Consider the following 18,345-nt stretch of genomic DNA (forward strand, 5'->3'; position numbering starts at 1 on the left):
GCGAGGCTCGGTACACGGATTCAGGCTCGGGCAGGCAGTAATTCGGCGACCAGCGATTCGATGCGGGACTTGATCTCGTCGCGGATCGGGCGCACCGACTCCAGGCCCTTGCCCGCGGGATCCTCCAGGACCCAGTCGCGGTAGCTGACGCCGGGGAAGAAGGGGCAGGTGTCGCCGCAGCCCATGGTGATGACGACGTCGGAGGTCTCCACGGCGTCGTAGGTGAGGATCTTCGGGGTCTGGCCGGAGATATCGATGCCGAGTTCGGCCATCGCCGCGACCGCGGACGGGTTGATCGTCTCGGCGGGCGCGCTGCCCGCGGAGCGGACCTCGATGGCGTCACCGGCGAGGTGGGCGAGGAATCCGGCGGCCATTTGTGAGCGTCCGGCGTTGTGGACGCAGACGAACAACACGCTGGGCTTGGTGGTCATGTGGAGCAATGCCTTTCAGATGGCGGACGAAGCGCGGGTGGTCTCGAACCGTCGGCGCAGTGCCAGGGAGACGTAGACCAGCCCGACGAGAACGGGGACCTCGATGAGGGGGCCGACGACACCGGCGAGGGCCTGGCCGGAAGTGGCGCCGTAGGTGGCGATCGCTACGGCGATGGCGAGTTCGAAGTTGTTGCCCGCGGCGGTGAAGGCGAGGGTGGTGGTGCGTTCGTAGCCGAGGCCGATGGCCGCTCCCATGGCGTAGCCGCCGCCCCACATGATCGCGAAGTAGGCCAGCAGCGGGATCGCGATGCGGACCACGTCGAGTGGGTGGGAGGTGATCTGGTCGCCTTGCAGGGCGAACAGGATCACGATGGTGAACAGCAGCCCGTAGAGCGCCCACGGACCGATCGCCGGCAGGAACTTCGATTCGAACCATTCGCGGCCCTTGGCGCGTTCGCCGAGGCGACGGGTCAAGAACCCCGCCAGCAGGGGAATGCCGAGGAAGATCAGGACCGATTTCGCGATCTGCCACGGTGAGACGTCGATGGTGGTTTGTTCGAGGCCGAGCCAGCCGGGCAGGACCGAGAGGTAGAACCAGCCGAGCACGGCGAACATGAAGACCTGGAACACCGAGTTCAGCGCGACCAGTACCGCGGCGGCTTCGCGGTCGCCGCAGGCCAGGTCGTTCCAGATGATCACCATGGCGATGCAGCGGGCCAGACCGACGATGATCAGGCCGGTCCGGTATTCGGGCAGATCGGGCAGGAACAGCCAGGCCAGGGCGAACATCAGCGCGGGTCCGAGCACCCAGTTCAGCACCAGCGAGCTGATCAGGAGCTTGCGGTCGCCGGTGACGGAGTCGAGGCGGTCGTAGCGGACCTTGGCCAGTACCGGGTACATCATGATCAGCAGCCCGATCGCGATCGGCAGCGAGATGCCGTCGATCTCCACGGCGGACAAGGCATCGCCGAGGCCGGGAATCGTGCGCCCGAGCAGCAGGCCGGCGGCCATCGCGACGCCGATCCAGACCGGCAGGAAACGGTCGAGCGTCGACAGTTTGCCCACGACCGCGGGATGACCGGTCGTGGTGCTCATACGGTCACCGCGCCTGCCTCGGTCGCGAGCACATCGGAGAGCCGTCGCAGCGCGTGCGGGACCACCCGGTAGTACACCCAGGACGCGCGGCGTTCGCTGGTCAGCAAACCGGCTTCGCGCAGCACCTTCAGGTGGTGGGAGATGGTCGGCTGGGTGACATCGATACCCGTCGACAGGTCGCAGACGCAGGCCTCACCGCCGGCGCGCGACGCGATCGCCGAGAGCAGCCGCAACCGGACCGGGTCGGCGAGCGCCTTGAACAGCACGGCCAGTTCGGTGGCCGTCTCGCCGGTCATCGGTGCGCGGGTGCGGGGTGTGGCCTCACACGAGGGTGAGGCCACACTCAGCGGCAGATCGTGATTCGACATCTGTCGATATTGATCGATATCGAATCAAGAAGGCAAGCGAACACTGGGTGAACCCGCTCACTCGCGGGGTGGGTCAGCCGCAGCAGCTCGCGCCGGAGGCGACGGCCTTCTCCTTGGCCTCGGTGCCGCAGCAGGCGCCTTCGGCTTCGGCTTCGGCGGTGGTGCCGCAGCACACGTCGACCGCTTCTTTATCGGTGAGGCCGAGATCTGGCGCGGTACCGAAAGTTTCGGTGTCGGCCAGCACGGTGTAGACCTCCCAGCGTTCGGCACCCGGTCCGGTCACCCACACCTTGTCCTGGGTGGCGAAGCAACACGTGGTCGCGATCTGCTCCTCGGTGAACAGGCCGGCTGCGGAGAGCCGGGCGATCTCGCCGTGTACCTGCTCGGAGGATTCGACCTCGACCCCGAGGTGGTTGATGGACCCGCCCTGGCCCGCGTTCTCGATCAGTACGAGCTTGAGCGGGGGCTCGGCGATCGCGAAGTTGGCGTAGCCGGGCTTGCGCTTGGCCGGTTCGGTGTCGAACAGGGTGGAGTAGAACCGCACGGCGGTGTCGAGGTCGTCGACGTTGAGGGCCAGCTGGATACGAGACATGATCGAACCTCCACTTGTGTGACATATATCGAAGAACTTGTGATGCCGAGTCTGCTCACCTTTTCGACATATGTCAATACCGCGGGTAGGGTCGATCTCATGCCCAAGGCGCTACCCGTGATCGACATGTCCGCCCCCGTCTGCTGCGCCCCCGTCGCGGCGGGGCCCGTCGACGACGCCGCCGCACTGGAGGTGGCGTTGCGGCTCAAGGCGATCGCCGACCCGGCCAGGGTCAGATTGCTGTCACTGCTGCTGACCAGTCCACTCGGCGAGGAGAACGGTGGTGATCTCGCCGCCGCGGTCGGTCTGAGCGAGTCCACGGTCTCTCATCATCTCGGCCAGTTGCGCAAGGCAGGGCTGGTCGAGTCCGAGCGGCGCGGGATGAACACGATCCACCGCGCCCGGCGCGACGCGCTGTCCGCGCTGTGCACGGTGCTGGATCCCAACTGCTGCATGTGATCGGCTGCGGCGATGTCGTCGGGTGTATGCCTCAGCTGGTGAGTTCGCGTTGCAAGGGGGTGCGGAAGCGGGGGATGGCCCGGACTTCGCCGAACCAGGTTGTGGTGCGGGCTGTTTCGGCGTCGATGAGTTTTTCGGTGTCGGCGCCGACGTCTTCCAGCAGGCGGGTTACTACTTCGCCGTCGGGGCGTTGGGCCCAGCCGCCCACTATGCGGCCGTCGGCCCAGATGGTGGGGCCGATATTGCCGTTGGTGTCGAAGAGGGCGGAGGCGTGGGGGCCGAGGAACCAGTCTCGGGATTGCCAGCCCATGGGGGTGGGGTCGAGGGCTGGGAGTAGGGCTGCCCACGGTTCGGGAGTAGGGATGGGGGCGAGGTCGTCGGCGAGGACTGTGCCGGGGGTGCCGTCGAGGTCCACTTCGACTGTGTCGAGTTCGGCCAGGGCTTTTCGGACTTCGCCCAGTGTCCAGCCGGTCCACCATTTCAGGTCGGTGATCGGCGCCGGGCCGAAGGTGCGCAACCACTGACGCACCAGTTCGACACGCGCCTGCGCGGCAGGTATTGGCGAAAACCCTTCGGGTAGCCAGGTTTCCACAGGGGCCCAGGTGTACTGGCTGCTGGTCCAGCTGCCGTTCGGCCGGCCGCGCACTATTCGGCCCTCGGCGCCGAGCACCACCAGCACCCAGGTGGTGATGCTGGTCGGTTTGGAATAGGACTTGCCGGGGGCGGTGTCGATCTGGGTGCGCAGGCGCGGTACATCTTTGCTCAGCTGGACACCGGTTGCCGCGCCGCGGGTCAGCAGCGCCGCGTGGGTCTCGGCTTCGACATCGGCGAGCCATGCCGAGATGTCACCGTCGACCGCGCCTGCCTGTTCGATATAGCGGCCGTAGGTGCGGCGTTGCTTGTGGGCCAGCGCATCGCAGGTGGACGCCTGGAGAACCGGTAGCAGCTCGGTCGGCGCGACGAACATCGTGCGGCGCATGGCCAGCATGCGAATCAGGGCGCGGTCGTCATAGAGCGCCGTCTCGACATCGGCCGGGGTGAGATCGATGCCACGGGCGCCGACCGAAAGGAACACCGTCGCCGGATCGGTGGCGTGCAGCACCACCATCGAACGCGCGATGTCGACGGGGTCGTTCGAGCGGGCCGACGGCGCGAGGCGGTGCCTGGTCGCCAGGCGGGCGCGACGCTGCGCGATATCGATCGAGAGCATGAGCGGATGGTATGCGGGGGCACCGACAACCCCGCGACTGATGGCGTCGGACCGGGCCGCGAGGGCGAGTTACTCCGGCGGTGGGGAAGTCGCGCGACCGAGACCATCGAGGAAGGCGGCGGCCTCGCGACGTGAGGTCAGCCGGACGAAGGTGAGATTCGTGAAAGCCGGGTCGGATTGTGCCGCAAGATAATGCGCCCGGTTCTTCGCATGGGTCGTCCATGCCCAGACGATCACCGACCGCGCCGGGTCGAGTGAGATCATCTCGCGCCAGCGTTCCCGATTGCCGTTCCACAGCTCGCGCCCGGTCAGCGCGCGGCCCACCGTTCGACGGACGATCTGGCGCATGACCAGCGACCGGGGCAGATCGAACCAGACCACCGTATCGGCACGCTGCCACACCAGATCACCGAGTTTGCCTCGGTAGTTACCGTCGACGACCCAGGCATCCCGGGCGATCCGCTCGGCGACGGCGGCCTGGAAATCGGGCGCAGGCATCGGTGTCCAGTCCGGCTGATGATGGATCGCGTCCAACTCGATGTACGGAATGTCGAGCCGGTGCGAGATCTGCCGGGCCAGCGTGCTCTTGCCGGAGCCCGAAGTCCCCACCACCGAGATTCGCCGCATCACCGCCACCACGACATTATCCACGCCCGAGTGGTCGCTGCCGTCGGCGCATAGTGTCCATTTTGTACAGACTGTGCGGTTGCCGATTCCGTCACCGGGCGTGAATCCCGTTGCTATCGTCCGCTCATGAGCGCAGCGCCACCGGTTGTCACTGCGGCTGAGCTGGGGGTCGACGATGAGGAGCGGCCCGCGCGGGTGCTCTCCGGATTCCCCGGTCGGCTGGTCGGTGTGGTCGCGCTCGGGCTCGCGCTGTTGTCGGTGTGGCAGGTGTTTCGGCCGCTGGCGCAGGGCAGCCAGTACTACCTGGTCATTTTTCTGGCTGTCGCGCTACCGCTGGTGTACCTGAGCTACCGGTCGTGGTGGGGTCCACTCGATCGGGCCGATGGGCCCTCGGTGCTCGACTGGGTGCTGGCCGCGATCACGTTGGTGGTGTGTCTGTATCCGGTGCTGCCGATCGGAATCGGTGACGCGGGTGGGGGATACGACGCGTTCCTCGACCGGCAGGGGATGCTGGCGCCGCTCGATGTCGTCATGGGTGGGTTGCTGCTGGTGCTCGTGCTGGAGGCGTGCCGGCGGACCACCGGGGTGATCTTGCCGGTGGTGTGTCTGGTGTTCCTCGGGTACGGGTACTACGGCGGTCTGCTGCCGCAGGATTGGTCGATCGCGCACGCGGGGCTCGATGTCGATCAGATCGTCGACGCGCTGTACAACTCCGGCAGCGGCTTCTACGGAACACCGCTCGATGTGGCCGCCAGTTACATCGTGTTGTTCACGCTCTACGGTGCGGTGCTCGAATTCTCCGGTGCGGCAAGGTTCTTCGTCGATCTGTCGGTGTCGCTGTTCCGTCGCTCGAAGAGCGCGGCGGGGCGGACGGCAGTGGCGTCGGGGTTTCTGCTCGGGACGGTCTCGGGGTCGGGGACCGCGACCGCGGTGAGTACCGGCGCGGTGACCTGGCCGATTCTGCGCAAGGCCGGCTACCGGCCCGAACAGGCGGGCGGGATGCTCGCCGCCGCGGGTGTCGGTGCGATTCTGTCGCCGCCGACGCTGGGTGTCGCGGCGTTCATCGTCGCCGAATATCTCGACGTGTCGTATGTGACGGTGCTCGGGTGGGCGCTGATCCCGACACTGCTGTACTACCTCGGCATCCTGCTGTCGGTCGAGATCGACGCGCGCCGCATCCACGCGGAGGGGCGCGCGCCCGCCGATCTGGCGGACGGCCCGTTGCCGACCCCGTGGTGGAAACTGCTGGGGCGCTTCGGGTATCACTTCTCGTCGCTGATCGTGATCGTGGTACTGCTGCTCGTCGGGATGAGCGCCACCCGTGCGGTCGTCTACGCGACGGTGCTGGCGCTGCTGCTGGCGATCCCGGACCGGATGCTGCGGGGCAGCACCTCCGAAGAGCGAGCCTGGACACCGAAGTCCGTGGGGCAGTTCGTGATCGAGGCATTGCGCTCGCTGTCCTACGGAATGCGCTCGGCGCTACCGGTGGTCGCGGTGTGTGCCGCCGCGGGCGTGATCACCGCGATGACCACCAAGACCGGCCTCGGTGCGCAATTGGCCGCGCTGCTGGTCAAGGCCGGATCGGCACTGTCCGACGATCCCGCCGTCGTGTTGGCGACCACCGCGGTGCTGGCGGCGATCGCGTTGTCGCTGCTCGGCCTGGCGGTGCCGGTGACGGCGTCGTTCGTCATCGGCTGGGTGATCATCGGGCCCGCGCTGCTCGACTTGGATGTCGCCGCGCCAGCCGCCGCCATGTTCGTCTTCTACTTCTCGGTGCTCTCGGAGGTGACGCCGCCGACCGCGCTGGCCGCCGTCGGTGCGGCCGCGGTGACCGGTGCGAAGGCCATGCCGACGATGTGGCACGCCCTGCGGTACGCGCTGCCCGCCTTCCTGGTGCCACTGATGTTCGTGCTCACCGATTCCGGGCAGCACCTGCTCGGCCGCGGTGCAGTGCTCGACGTGCTGTGGGTCAGCGCGGCCGCGTGCGTCGGTGTCGCGGCGCTGGCGGCGGCGACGGGCGGATGGTTGTTCGGAATCGGCGCGATCGGCCCGGTCGCGCGCGTGATCGCCGCCGCGGCGGGTCTGACACTGCTGTACCCGAATCCGGTCGCCACCGGGATCGGGCTCGGACTGCTGGTCGTCGCCGCGGTGGCGGGCCTGGCCGAACGGGCGTACAGAACATCCACGGACACACCGTGATCCGCGGGAATCAGCAGGCGGCCCGGCCGTCGACGGAAGGGGACCTCATGGTCAGAACAATTGTCGCCGTGGTCGCGGCCGCCGCGTTACTCACCGGCTGCGGTGGCAGGCAGGACACCCCGACGGCCGACGCGGGTGGTGAGGTGACCTGTGAAGTGAAGCAGGACACCAGGATCGGCATCGCCACCGGCAACGCGACCGGCGTGTACTTCGCGCTGGGCAACGCCTATGCCGAGCAGATCTCCGCCGCCACCGGTGGCACCGTGAAGGCGACCGCGGCCGAGACCGGCGCCTCGGTGCAGAACATCCAGCAGGTGGTCGGCGGCACCTATCAGGTCGGCTTCTCGCTCGCCGACTCCGCGGCCGACGCGGTCGCGGGCAAGGGCAGCTTCACCAGCGCGCAGCCGATTCGCGCACTGGCCCGGCTCTACGACAACTACACCCAGGTCATCGTGCGCACCGACGCAGGGATCAACTCCCTCGCCGACCTGCGCGGCAAACGGGTCTCCACCGGCTCGCCTAAATCGGGCACCGAGGTGATCGCCCAGCGCGTACTGCAAGCCTCGGGCCTCAACCCCGACAGCGACGTCGCCGCTCAGCGCCTCGACCTGACCAAGACCGTCGACGGACTCAAGGACGGGTCCATCGACGCTATGTTCTGGTCCGGTGGCCTGCCGACGCCGGGCATCACCGACCTGTTCACCACCGCCAAGGACAAGGTCCGCTTCCTCGACATCACCGGGGTGCTGCCGAAACTGAAGGAGATCAACCCCGTCTACGAGACGGGTTCGATCCCGGCTGCCACCTACGGCCTGTCCACCGACACGCCGACCATCGTGGTGCCCAACCTGCTCGTCGTGCGCGACGACCTCGACGCGAATCTGGCTTGTGTGCTCACCAAGACGCTGCTGGATCGCAAACCGCAGCTGGAACAGGCGAATCCGGCGGCCAAGGGAATCAATGCCGATACCGCGAGCAAGACGGCGCCGGTGCAGTTGCATCGCGGGTCGGAGGTCGCGCTGCGCTGACGCCTCGAACGGACCCGCGCCGACACGTGGGTTCCGACGGTCCTCGCAAGCCCTGCGATCGGTAGGGGTTGCGAGGACCGTGTCATCTGGTCGATGGAACGCGCGAGGATGTGCTGGACCCCGCCCATGGGCGAGGGGACAATCGCGACATGAAGCGGGTCGGGGTCGTCGTTGCGGTGTGCGCGTTGCTGTTCGCAGTGCCGGCCGGAGCTGGACCCGCCTCGCGTGCGCAACCCCCGTGCACTCCGGGTGCCGACCTGCGGCAGGTCTCGATCACGGTGGACGGCGAGCGGGCGACCGGACGCGTGTACGAGCCGTACCGCTGTGTCCCGGGCGATATCTCGGCGACGAAGTTGGTGGTCGCGGTGCACGGGCACGGTGGGTCATCAGCCGATTTCGCGCCGTATATGACCTCCCTCGCGGTGACGGGCGGGTCGCCGATTCTGCTCATGGACCTGCGCGACGCCGACGGGCCGTGGCGGACCGGCGACTGGAATCTGTGGGCGGGCTGGCACGACCTGGTGGCGGCGACGCAGTGGTATCGCGGCGAGCATCCCGGTATCGCGTCCACCGTGCTGTGGGGCTGGAGCCAGGGCGGCATCACCAGCGGGCTCGCGGTGGCACACGGGCCACCCGGACTGTTCGACTACTGGGTCGACAACTACGGTCCCGCCGACGATTTCACCATGTGGGCGGCCAGCGGGTCGGTGAATCCGGCACTGCCGCGGCAGATCGAACGCGACGCCGGCGGCTGTACGCCGATGATCTGCCCGCTCGCCTACATCGAACGTTCGCCCGCGCTGCTCGCCGACCGGATGAGCATGCGCAGGGCCTTCCTGATCCACGGCACCGCCGATGCCATCGTGCCCTTCGCCACCAGTGTGGAATTGCGCGCGGCGCTGACCGCGGCGGGCAAACCGTTCTCCTTCTACACCGTGGTCAGCGGGCGCGACCTCACCGGCGCGATCGTCCCCGGCGACCACTCGGTCGGGCCCGCGCTGTTCGAGGGCGGATGTGTGGTGTTGCGGTTGCTCGCGGGGACCGAGCCGCTCGCACCGCAGGTCAGTGACTATGTCGTCGATGTCGAGCACGGCCTGGTCACGGCGCCCCCGGCGCCCGCGGGCGCGAAGTGCGCGGTCTGAGACGCGCGGGAACAACGTTTGCCGAACCGCGGTTGTGCGAGGAACACCGACCGGAACGAGGATGCGATGACCGACGTAGTGCCCGACGATCACGGCTGGCAGGGTGGCGAGCTCGATCTGGACGCCTATCTGGCGCGGATCGGCTATGACGGGCCGCGCACCGCGTCGGTCGAGACCCTGCGCGCGCTGGTGCGCGCCCACACCACCACGATCCCCTTCGAGAATCTCGAGATCATCCTCGGACGGGGTATCCCGCTGGACCTGAATTCCTTGCAGGACAAGATGATCGGTCACCCTCGCGGTGGCTACTGCTACGAGAACGTCGGGGTCTTCGCCGCCGCGCTCGAACGGTTCGGGTTCGGCGTCACCGGACTCAGCGGCCGGGTCACCTACGGTGTGGCCGACACCGGCGCGCTGCGGCCCGCGACCCACGCCCTGCTGCGTGTGACCACCCCCGACGACGATCGCGTCTGGATCTGCGATGTCGGGTTCGGTTTCGGACCACTCGAGCCGTTCGAATTGGCCGACAGCAGCGGCGAATTCGCGCTCGGCGACTGGCGCTACCGGCTGGAACACCGCGCCGGTGACCTCTGGGTGCTGTTCCAGTTCGGCCGCGACGGCTGGATCGACCGCTACACCTTCACCGAGAACCCACAGTTCCGCATCGACTACGCGGTCGGCAACCACTTCGTGTCGACCTCGCCACGCTCGCCGTTCACCACCCGCCCGTTCCTCCAGCGATTCCTGCCCGAGGTCCACCACGTGCTCGACGACCTGACGCTGACCTCGGAATATCCCGACGGCACCGCCAGTTCGCGTGACATCGATCCCACCGAGCTGACCAAGGTGCTGGCCGAGGTGTTCGATATCGACCTCGCCGAAACCGACGCCGCCACCCTCGCGACCACCCCCTGGCGAACGGGCTAGCACCCGCCCCGCACGGCACGGCGGTTTGCTTCCTGGATGTCGCTACGGCAAATTGATGGTTACTTGCCGGGAAACAATTCCTTTGTGGGGGCCGATTCTGTGGGGTCGTTGGTGCCGAATGTCCGGACCGCATCGCCGGGTGCGGCGGTCCGTGGCACCGTCGAACGGCGCCGGGATCTGGACGGGCTGCGTGGGGTAGCGATCGCGCTGGTGGTGGCGTTCCACGTGTGGGCGGGCCGGGTATCCGGCGGTGTCGACGTTTTCTTGGTGTTGTCCGGGTTCTTCTTCACCGGCGCGGTGGTGCGCGGGGTGGAGCGCAGCGGCGGGGTGTCGGCGAGGGAGACAGCGCGACGGACCGTGCGCAGGTTGATGCCGTCGCTGGTCGTGGTGTTGGCGGCGGTTCTGCTGGCCACGTTGGTGTTGCGGCCGTACACCCAGCTGGGCGAAGCCGCCGCGCAGACATTGGCCTCGATGTTCTACGGCCAGAACTGGTATCTGGCCACCGCCGAGCTCGACTATCTCTCACCCGATCCGTCGGTGAGCCCGTTGCAGCATCTGTGGTCGATGTCGGTGCAGGGGCAGTTCTACCTGGTGATCCTCGCGCTCCTGGCGGGGTGGGCCTGGTTGCGCAGGCGCGGAACGGCTGAGCGCAGCACCCTGGTGATCGTGCTGGCCGGGCTGGCGGCGCTGTCGTTCTGGTACGCGGCATCGGGCACCGCGCAGCACCAGGCGTGGACCTATTACGACAGTCTCGCGCGCGGCTGGGAGTTGCTGGCCGGTGCGATTCTGGCCGTCGCGGCACCCTGGTTGCGGATGCCGAACCGGCTGCGTGGGCTCGCGGCCGCGATCGGGCTGGCCATGGTGGCCGCGTGCGGGCCGCTGTTCGACGGCGCGAATCAGTTCCCCGGTGTCGCGGCGCTCTGGCCGGTGGCGGCCGCCTGCCTCGTGATCGCCTCGGGGTTCGCGGTGGCAACACCGGCGTGGCCGAACCGGCTGCTGGCCGGACGGTTCTGCACCGAACTGGGCGCGCTGGCCTATCCGCTGTACCTGTGGCACTGGCCGATCCTGATCTTCTATCTGGGCGAGACCGGGCGCGCGAATGCCGGGGTCGTCGACGGGCTGGTGGTGATCGGCGCCTCGCTGGTCCTTGCCTACGCGACGACCCGCCTGATCGAGACACCCCTGCGAATGCCGCCTCGCGGGCAGCGAGCGGAAGACCGCAAGGTGACCGGCGCCCTGGTCACCGCCACGGCGGTCGCGGTGCTGATCGCCTCGCTGGGGTGGCAGGTGGTGCTGATGGCGAACCCGGCCGCACCGCCGCAGGCACTGGACACCCACCGCTATCCGGGCGCCGCCGCCCTGTTCTCCGGTGCCGAATACTCACCGGAACCCATGCGTCCCACGATCTTCGAAGGACAGGCCGACACCCCACCGCCGACCACCGACGGCTGCATCACGCCCAACCGGGAAGTGCGCGTCTGTACCTACGGCGACCCCACCGCCACCCGCTCGATCGCGCTGGTCGGCGGCTCGCACTCCGAGCACTGGCTGCCCGCGCTGGAACCGCTCGCCGTCGAACACGGGTTCCGGGTGGTCTCCTATCTCAAGGAAGGGTGTCCGGTCGTTCTCGCCGATCAGCCGTCCTACGCCGAGTGGCCGTTCCCCGAATGCCACGAATGGTCCGTCGACGTGCTCGACCGGCTCTCCGCCGAACCACCGAACTGGGTGCTGACCCTGTCCACCCGCTACCGCATGAACGGTCTCGGCGACGAGGTGCCCGCCGAATACCTCGAGGTGTGGACGGCGATGCAGGACCGGGGGTTCAATGTGCTCGCGCTGCGTGACACGCCACGGCTGCGCCGCGACGGTGTCCTCTACCGCGCCACCGATTGCCTCGCCCACCGCGGCGACCCCGACAGCTGCGGACTCGATCGCGCCGACGTCCTCGACCCGCGCGATCCCGCGCAGGAACCGGCCGCCGGCTACCCGAATGTGCATCCGCTCGACCTGTCCGACGCCGTCTGCCGACCGCAGCGCTGCCGGGTGGTCGAGGGCAATGTGCTCATCTATCGCGACGAGCATCACCTGACCGCCAGTTACGCCCGCTCGCTCGCTCCCGAACTCGGCCGCCAGATCGGGGCAGTCACGGGGTGGTGGTAGCGGACGGGGCTCGTCACAGCAGAAACGACAACCCCACCGGCACCACGGATCGAGCTAGTCTCGGACCCGTGCGCACACCACGGAAGGCATCGGTCCTGCTCGTCGCGCTCGCTGCGCTACCGCTCGCCTGCTCGTCCGGACCAGACCAACCGCAGACCGTCGCCGAATCCTTCGCCGCCGCGCTGACCAGCGGAGACGCGTCCGCCGCCGCCGCACTCACCGACGCACCCGAGCAGGCCCGCCCGGTCCTGACCGCGCTGTTCGACAACCTCGGCAAGAACGACACGGTCCGGGTGTCGTCCACCGACGACAAGTCCTTCACGCTGGAATCCACCTGGAAATTCGGCCCCGACGGCCGCAACGCGTGGACCTACTCGAGTGCCGGAACCACCACCGGCGCCGACGAGTGGAAGATCGCCTGGCAGCCGACCACGGTCGCGCCCGGCCTCGACCTCGGCGCGCTCAGCTACAGCCCGGTGCCCGCGAAACCGGCCCGAGTGCTCGACGCCTCCGGTGGTGACCTGATGACCCAGCAGGTGGTCACGCTGGTGAACGTCGCCCCCGATGCCGACCTGCCCGCCGTTGCCGCCCTGCTGGCGCCGCAGGGCATCACCGAGGACACCCTGCGGACGGATCTGGCTGCGGCACAGGGCAAACCGATCACCGCCCTCGCGCTGCGCGATGCCGACATCGCGCCCGTGCAGCAGGCGCTGACCGGCGTGCGCGGGGTGACGCTCGCGCCACAGACCCGGCTGCTCACCGTCGACAAGACCCTCGCCGGACCCACCATCGGGGGACTTGCCGAGATCTGGCAGGAGCAGGCCGACGCCGCCGCGGGCTGGGCGATCCGCGCCAAGACCGCCGAAGGCACCCAGCGCATCGCCGGACCCGACGCGATGCCCACCGCCGACATCGCCAGCACCATCGACATCGACCTACAGCACGCCGCGGAGGACGCACTCACCCCGATCGCTACGCCGTCCGCCATCGTCGCACTGCGCCCCTCGACCGGCGAGGTGCTGGCCGTCGCGCAGAACGCGCCCGCCGACGCCCAGGGCCCGATCGCGCTGACCGGGCTCTACCCGCCTGGCTCCACGTTCAAGACCGTCACGGTCTCGGCGGCGCTGCAAGCGGGCGGCGTCACTCCCGACACCGTGCTGCCCTGCCCCGGCCGCGCCACCATCGAGGGCCGCACGATTCCCAACGACAACGGCTTCGACCTGGGTATGGTGCCCCTGCACACCGCGTTCGCACGTTCTTGCAACACCACGATGGCCGAGTTGGGAGTGAAATTGCCCGCCGATGGATTGACCGCGGCCGCCCAGCAGCTAGGTCTCGGAGTGGACTATGTGACACCCGGCTTGACGACTGTCACAGGGAAAGTTCCACGCGCCGAAAATCCCGCGCAACGGGTCGAATCGAGCATCGGACAGGGCACGGTGACCGCCTCGCCGTTCGGGATGGCGCTCGTCGCGGCCTCCCTCGCGCACGGTTCCGCGCCCGCTCCGAGCGTCATCCGGGGCCGTCCCGGCACCCCGGATCGGCCCTCGGCGCCGGTGCCCGCGACGGTGACGTCGCAGCTAGAGACCATGATGGGGGAGACGGTGAGTGCGGGCACAGCCACCGCGCTGCGCGATATCCCCGGCCTGCTCGGCAAGACCGGCACCGCCGAGTACCTCGACGACACCCACGCCCACGGCTGGTTCGTCGGTATCAAGGACGACCTGGCGTTCGCGGTGTTCGTCGCGGACGCCGGAAGCTCCGGACCGGCGGTCGAGGCAGCGGGACGGATGCTACGTGTGACACCATGAGTCGTCTTTCCCCCCGCAGGCGAGCAATCCCCCCGCTGCCGCACGCGGTCATCACCCAGCCAGCTACACTCGGCGGCGGACCATATCCATGGTCAATACGCGGGATGTCACAATTTCGAGAAGGTTCGGAGTAGGCGCCATCGATACCGGTCAGAAGATCGCGGAGCATTACCGCCTGGTCGAGCGTATTGGTAGCGGCGGCACAGGCGTTGTATGGCGTGCTGTCGACGAACGCCTCCAACGCTCCGTGGCAGTGAAGCAGATCCACATCAAACCCAGCTTGCCCGAGGGCGAGCGGGATGTGTTGCGCCAGCGCGCGATTCGGGAAGCCCGCAATGCGGCACGCTTCCAGCATCCCAATGCCATCGTGGTATTCGACATCACCGAGCACAACGGTGATCCGTGCCTGGTGATGGAGTACCTCAAGTCGGTCAGCCTCGCGGGAGAGCTGGGCCAGAAGGGCCCGCTGCCGCTGCTCGAGGTCGCCCGCATCGGTGAGAAGGTGGCCTCCTCCCTGATCGCCGCCCACCAGGCCGGCCTGGTGCATCGCGACGTGAAACCGGGCAATATCCTGCTCGGCGACCACGGTGAGGTGAAGATCACCGACTTCGGCATCTCCCGCGCGGCAGGCGACGTGACGCTCACCGAGACCGGGCTGATCTGCGGTACCGCCGCCTACCTGGCACCCGAGGTGGCGCGCGGCTCCGATCCGACCCCCGCCGCCGACGTATTCGCCCTCGGCGCAACGCTTTTCCACGCGCTGGAAGGCGAACCGCCCTACGGCGCCAACGCCAACCCCCTTGCGGTGCTCTACGCCGCCGCCAACGGGCAGGTGCGCGAGCCCCACAACGCGGGCCCGGCCACCGACTTCCTGCTCGACCTGCTCAGCCCGGACCCCCTCGACCGTCCGACGATGACCGAGGCCCGCGACGCGCTGGCCGCCTTCGCCGAGGACGAGAACGCGGTCCCCGCCGGATTCGTGCCTGCCAGTGAGGCTTTCAATCGCCGCAACTCCGCGGCGACCACCCAGGTGATCCGGCAGTCCGGTCGCCGGGCCTCGCACGCGGGCGCGTCCACGGCCACCACCCGCCAGATCCGCTCGAACCCGCGTCCGCAGCAGGTCCGTCAGGACACCGCGGCGCACCCACGCACCCAGGCCCAGCCCATGCCCGCCCCGCGCAAGCAGGCAGGCAAGGGACGCGCGGTGCTGATCGGGTCCGGTGTCGGCGCGGTGATCGCGGCGATCGCCGTCGCCGTCAGCGCGCTGAGCACCTCCGACTCGGACTCGCCGAAGGTTCAGGCCGGTCCGCAGACCTCGGTGCAGGCCTCGGCGGCCCCCAAGCCGAGCGCGGCGGTTCCCCCGCTCGGGCAGGCCAGCAATGTCGGCACCGTCGATATCGGATCGGCCGGTCTGCTGGTGGAGAACTTCTTCAGCGACCCGGCCGGCTCGTGGTCGCTGCTCACCCCCGCCGCACAGCAGGTCTACGGCAGTGAGTCCGCGTTCCGCGAATACTGGAACGCCCGCACCGTCGACACCTTCGCCAGCATCACCGCGGTGAGCGGCAACAATGCCGACGGTTCCACGAATATGCGCCTGGCCAGCATCACCATCAACGGCTCGACCAAGGCCATGGTCATGCGCGTGGTGAGCTCGGGCGGCAGTCTGCGCATCGACGGTGACACCCGCTAGCTGGTGAATGCGACGGATCCGCGGGTCGGGTCCGTCGCGTCGGTGGGATGTGCTGGAAAAGTGATGGCGGGCGACCATTAGGCTGGTAGCTGACCTGAGCCCCAGCACAGAACAGGACCGTACCCCGATATGACTTCCCGCATCGAGCTCGCCCGCGTCGATCTGCGCGGTCGTACTCCTTCCGCTGCCGAGCTGCGCACCGCGCTGCCGCGCGGAGGGGTCGACGTGGACTCGGTGCTGCATCATGTGCGGCCGGTCGTCGAGGACATTCGTGACCGGGGTGCCGAGGCGGCGCTGGATTACAGCGAGAAGTTCGACGGTGTGCGCCCCGCCGTGGTGCGGGTGCCCGTTGCCGAGCTGACCAAAGCGCTCGCCGAGCTGGACCCGGCTGTGCGCGCCGCGCTCGAGGTGGCGATCGAGCGGACCAGGAAGGTGCACGCCGATCAGCGGCGCACCGACACGGTGACCGAGGTCGTGTCCGGTGGCACCGTGACCGAGAAGTGGCTGCCGGTGGAGCGGGTCGGGCTGTATGTGCCCGGTGGCAATGCCGTGTATCCGTCCTCGGTCGTGATGAATGTGGTCCCGGCGCAGGCCGCGGGCGTCGAGTCGCTGGTGGTGGCCTCGCCGCCGCAGGCGCAGTTCGGCGGGCTGCCGCACCCGACGATCATGGCGGCCGCCGCGTTGCTCGGTGTCGACGAGGTGTGGGCTGTCGGCGGAGCGCAGGCGGTGGCGTTGCTGTCCTATGGCGGTACCGATACCGACGGCGGCGCGCTCGAGCCGGTCGACCTGATCACCGGGCCGGGCAATATCTACGTCACCGCGGCCAAGCGGCTGTGCCGTGGGCTGGTCGGCATCGATGCCGAGGCCGGTCCTACCGAGATCGCGGTGCTGGCCGACGCCACTGCCGATCCGGTGCATGTGGCCGCCGATCTGATCAGCCAGGCCGAGCACGATGTGCTCGCGGCGAGTGTGCTGGTCACCGATTCTCCCGCGCTGGCCGACGCGGTCGACGCCGCGGTGAACGCTCAGCTCGCCGTGGTCAAGCACAACGATCGCGTGCGGGAAGCGTTGAGCGGCAAGCAGTCCGGGATCGTGCTCGTCGACGACATCGCGCAGGGTCTGCGTGTCGTCGACGCCTATGCCGCCGAGCACCTCGAGATCCAGACCGTCGACGCCGCCGCGGTTGCCGCGCGCGTGCGCAGTGCGGGCGCGATCTTCGTCGGGCCGTGGGCGCCCGTCAGCCTGGGCGACTACTGCGCGGGCTCCAATCACGTGCTGCCGACCGCCGGTTGCGCACGGCACTCCTCGGGGCTGAGCGTGCAGACGTTCCTGCGTGGCATCCACATCGTGGAGTACACCGAGGCGGCGTTGAAGGATGTCGCCGGACACGTTGTCGCCCTGGCCAATGCGGAGGATCTGCCCGCGCACGGTCAGGCCGTGCAGGCGCGTTTCGAGGCGCTGTCATGAGCACTCCCACCGTGCCCGGCGCCTCGGCGACGCTGGACCAGCTTCCCCTGCGCGACAACCTGCGGGGCAAATCTCCCTATGGCGCACCGCAATTGACGGTGCCGGTGCAGCTCAACACCAACGAGAACCCGCACCCGCCGAGCAAGGCGCTGATCGACGACGTCGCCGAATCGGTGCGGGCCGCCGCCGCGGACCTGCACCGGTACCCGGATCGCGATGCCGTCGCACTGCGTCACGACCTGGCCGAGTACCTCACCCGCCAGACCGGCGTCGCGGTGGACACCGCGAATGTGTGGGCGGCCAACGGCTCCAACGAGATTCTGCAGCAGCTGTTGCAGGCGTTCGGCGGGCCCGGCCGCAGCGCACTGGGTTTCGTGCCGTCGTACTCGATGCACCCGATCATCTCGGAGGGCATCGATACCGAGTGGGTCGAGGCCAAGCGCAGCGGTGACTTCTCGCTCGACATCGACTACGCGGTGGCGCAGATCGCCGAACGCCGCCCCGATGTCGTGTTCGTGACGAGTCCGAACAACCCGACCGGGCACAGCATTGCGATCGACGAGCTCGAGCGGATTCTCGATGCCGCGTCCGGCATCGTCGTCGTGGACGAGGCCTACGGCGAGTTCTCGGCGGCCCCGAGTGCGATCACCTTGATCGACCGGTTCCCGACCAAGCTCGTGGTCACCCGCACCATGAGCAAGGCATTCGCCTTCGCGGGTGGGCGCCTTGGTTACCTGGCCGCCTCGCCCGCGGTGATCGACGCGATTCTGTTGGTGCGGTTGCCGTATCACCTGTCGGTCGTCACCCAGGCCGCCGCGCGCGCCGCGCTGCGGCACGCCGACGAGACCCTCGGCAGCGTCGCGGAATTGGCGGCCCAGCGTGATCGGGTCGCCGCCGCGCTGGTGTCGCTCGGTTTCGATGTGATCCCCAGCGACGCCAACTTCGTGCTGTTCGGCCGGTTCCCCGATGCGGGCGCCGCGTGGCAGCACTACCTCGATGCAGGCGTGTTGATCCGCGATGTCGGCATCCCCGGCTACCTGCGCGCCACCATCGGCCTCGCCGCCGAGAACGACGAATTCCTGCGCGTGAGCCGCGACATCGCGGGCACCGACCTTACTCACTGAATCCACCTGTGGAGG

At 68.5% G+C, this 18,345-nt stretch carries 16 protein-coding genes; 10 read left to right on the forward strand and 6 right to left on the reverse strand.

What is annotated here, in order from left to right; translation table 11 throughout:
* Positions 1 to 20 precede the first annotated feature (20 nt).
* From ACFWPX_RS33740 to ACFWPX_RS33755, 4 genes are all read right to left on the reverse strand, one after another.
* Positions 21 to 431, reverse strand: coding sequence for an arsenate reductase ArsC (locus tag ACFWPX_RS33740; RefSeq protein WP_378932284.1), 411 nt, complete (start codon positions 429 to 431; stop codon positions 21 to 23).
* Positions 432 to 446: 15 nt separating this feature from the next.
* Positions 447 to 1,526: an ACR3 family arsenite efflux transporter gene (gene arsB / locus ACFWPX_RS33745; RefSeq protein ID WP_378932286.1), complete on the reverse strand. Its 1,080-nt coding sequence runs from the start codon at positions 1,524 to 1,526 to the stop codon at positions 447 to 449.
* Positions 1,523 to 1,894 (reverse strand): ArsR/SmtB family transcription factor, encoded by a 372-nt coding sequence (locus ACFWPX_RS33750; RefSeq protein WP_378932289.1) that lies wholly within the window; start codon positions 1,892 to 1,894, stop codon positions 1,523 to 1,525. The genes arsB and ACFWPX_RS33750 overlap by 4 nt, the downstream gene beginning before the upstream one ends.
* Before the next feature lie 73 nt (positions 1,895 to 1,967).
* Positions 1,968 to 2,486 (reverse strand): ArsI/CadI family heavy metal resistance metalloenzyme, encoded by a 519-nt coding sequence (locus ACFWPX_RS33755; protein ID WP_378932291.1) that lies wholly within the window; start codon positions 2,484 to 2,486, stop codon positions 1,968 to 1,970.
* Positions 2,487 to 2,585: 99 nt separating this feature from the next.
* Between ACFWPX_RS33755 and ACFWPX_RS33760 the strand changes: the two genes are divergently transcribed.
* A complete protein-coding gene (locus ACFWPX_RS33760; RefSeq protein ID WP_378932293.1) occupies positions 2,586 to 2,945 on the forward strand; it encodes an Rv2640c family ArsR-like transcriptional regulator in 360 nt (119 codons plus the stop codon).
* Between the two features lie 31 nt (positions 2,946 to 2,976).
* Here the strand turns inward: ACFWPX_RS33760 and ACFWPX_RS33765 are convergent, their stop codons facing one another.
* Together ACFWPX_RS33765 and ACFWPX_RS33770 are read right to left on the reverse strand one after the other, a co-directional pair.
* Positions 2,977 to 4,155 (reverse strand): winged helix DNA-binding domain-containing protein, encoded by a 1,179-nt coding sequence (locus tag ACFWPX_RS33765; protein WP_378932301.1) that lies wholly within the window; start codon positions 4,153 to 4,155, stop codon positions 2,977 to 2,979.
* Positions 4,156 to 4,224: 69 nt separating this feature from the next.
* The gene (locus ACFWPX_RS33770) at positions 4,225 to 4,806 is read right to left on the reverse strand and encodes a hypothetical protein (protein ID WP_378932305.1); all 582 of its coding nucleotides are present in this window, start codon (positions 4,804 to 4,806) and stop codon (positions 4,225 to 4,227) included.
* 102 nt (positions 4,807 to 4,908) lie between these two features.
* Between ACFWPX_RS33770 and ACFWPX_RS33775 the strand changes: the two genes are divergently transcribed.
* From ACFWPX_RS33775 to ACFWPX_RS33815, 9 genes are all read left to right on the forward strand, one after another.
* Complete coding sequence (locus ACFWPX_RS33775; protein ID WP_378932307.1) at positions 4,909 to 6,981, forward strand: TRAP transporter permease; 2,073 nt, start codon at positions 4,909 to 4,911, stop codon at positions 6,979 to 6,981.
* A 47-nt stretch (positions 6,982 to 7,028) separates the two neighbouring features.
* On the forward strand, positions 7,029 to 8,009 hold the full coding sequence (locus tag ACFWPX_RS33780; RefSeq protein ID WP_378932309.1) for a TAXI family TRAP transporter solute-binding subunit: 981 nt from the start codon (positions 7,029 to 7,031) through the stop codon (positions 8,007 to 8,009).
* Positions 8,010 to 8,158: 149 nt separating this feature from the next.
* A complete protein-coding gene (locus tag ACFWPX_RS33785) occupies positions 8,159 to 9,151 on the forward strand; it encodes an alpha/beta hydrolase family protein (RefSeq protein WP_378932312.1) in 993 nt (330 codons plus the stop codon).
* A 66-nt stretch (positions 9,152 to 9,217) separates the two neighbouring features.
* Positions 9,218 to 10,078: an arylamine N-acetyltransferase gene (locus ACFWPX_RS33790; protein WP_378932314.1), complete on the forward strand. Its 861-nt coding sequence runs from the start codon at positions 9,218 to 9,220 to the stop codon at positions 10,076 to 10,078.
* A gap of 111 nt (positions 10,079 to 10,189) precedes the next feature.
* Positions 10,190 to 12,238, forward strand: coding sequence for an acyltransferase family protein (locus ACFWPX_RS33795; protein ID WP_378932316.1), 2,049 nt, complete (start codon positions 10,190 to 10,192; stop codon positions 12,236 to 12,238).
* 68 nt (positions 12,239 to 12,306) lie between these two features.
* The gene (locus tag ACFWPX_RS33800) at positions 12,307 to 14,049 is read left to right on the forward strand and encodes a penicillin-binding transpeptidase domain-containing protein (RefSeq protein WP_378921433.1); all 1,743 of its coding nucleotides are present in this window, start codon (positions 12,307 to 12,309) and stop codon (positions 14,047 to 14,049) included.
* A gap of 187 nt (positions 14,050 to 14,236) precedes the next feature.
* Positions 14,237 to 15,739, forward strand: a complete 1,503-nt coding sequence (locus ACFWPX_RS33805; RefSeq protein ID WP_378921489.1) for a serine/threonine-protein kinase — start codon at positions 14,237 to 14,239, stop codon at positions 15,737 to 15,739.
* A gap of 129 nt (positions 15,740 to 15,868) precedes the next feature.
* The gene (gene hisD / locus ACFWPX_RS33810; protein WP_378932318.1) at positions 15,869 to 17,206 is read left to right on the forward strand and encodes a histidinol dehydrogenase; all 1,338 of its coding nucleotides are present in this window, start codon (positions 15,869 to 15,871) and stop codon (positions 17,204 to 17,206) included.
* On the forward strand, positions 17,203 to 18,330 hold the full coding sequence (locus tag ACFWPX_RS33815) for a histidinol-phosphate transaminase (protein WP_378932320.1): 1,128 nt from the start codon (positions 17,203 to 17,205) through the stop codon (positions 18,328 to 18,330). The genes hisD and ACFWPX_RS33815 overlap by 4 nt, the downstream gene beginning before the upstream one ends.
* Positions 18,331 to 18,345: the final 15 nt, after the last annotated feature.

This window comes from Nocardia sp. NPDC058518, from assembly GCF_042719655.1.
Classification (GTDB): Bacteria; Actinomycetota; Actinomycetes; order Mycobacteriales; family Mycobacteriaceae; genus Nocardia.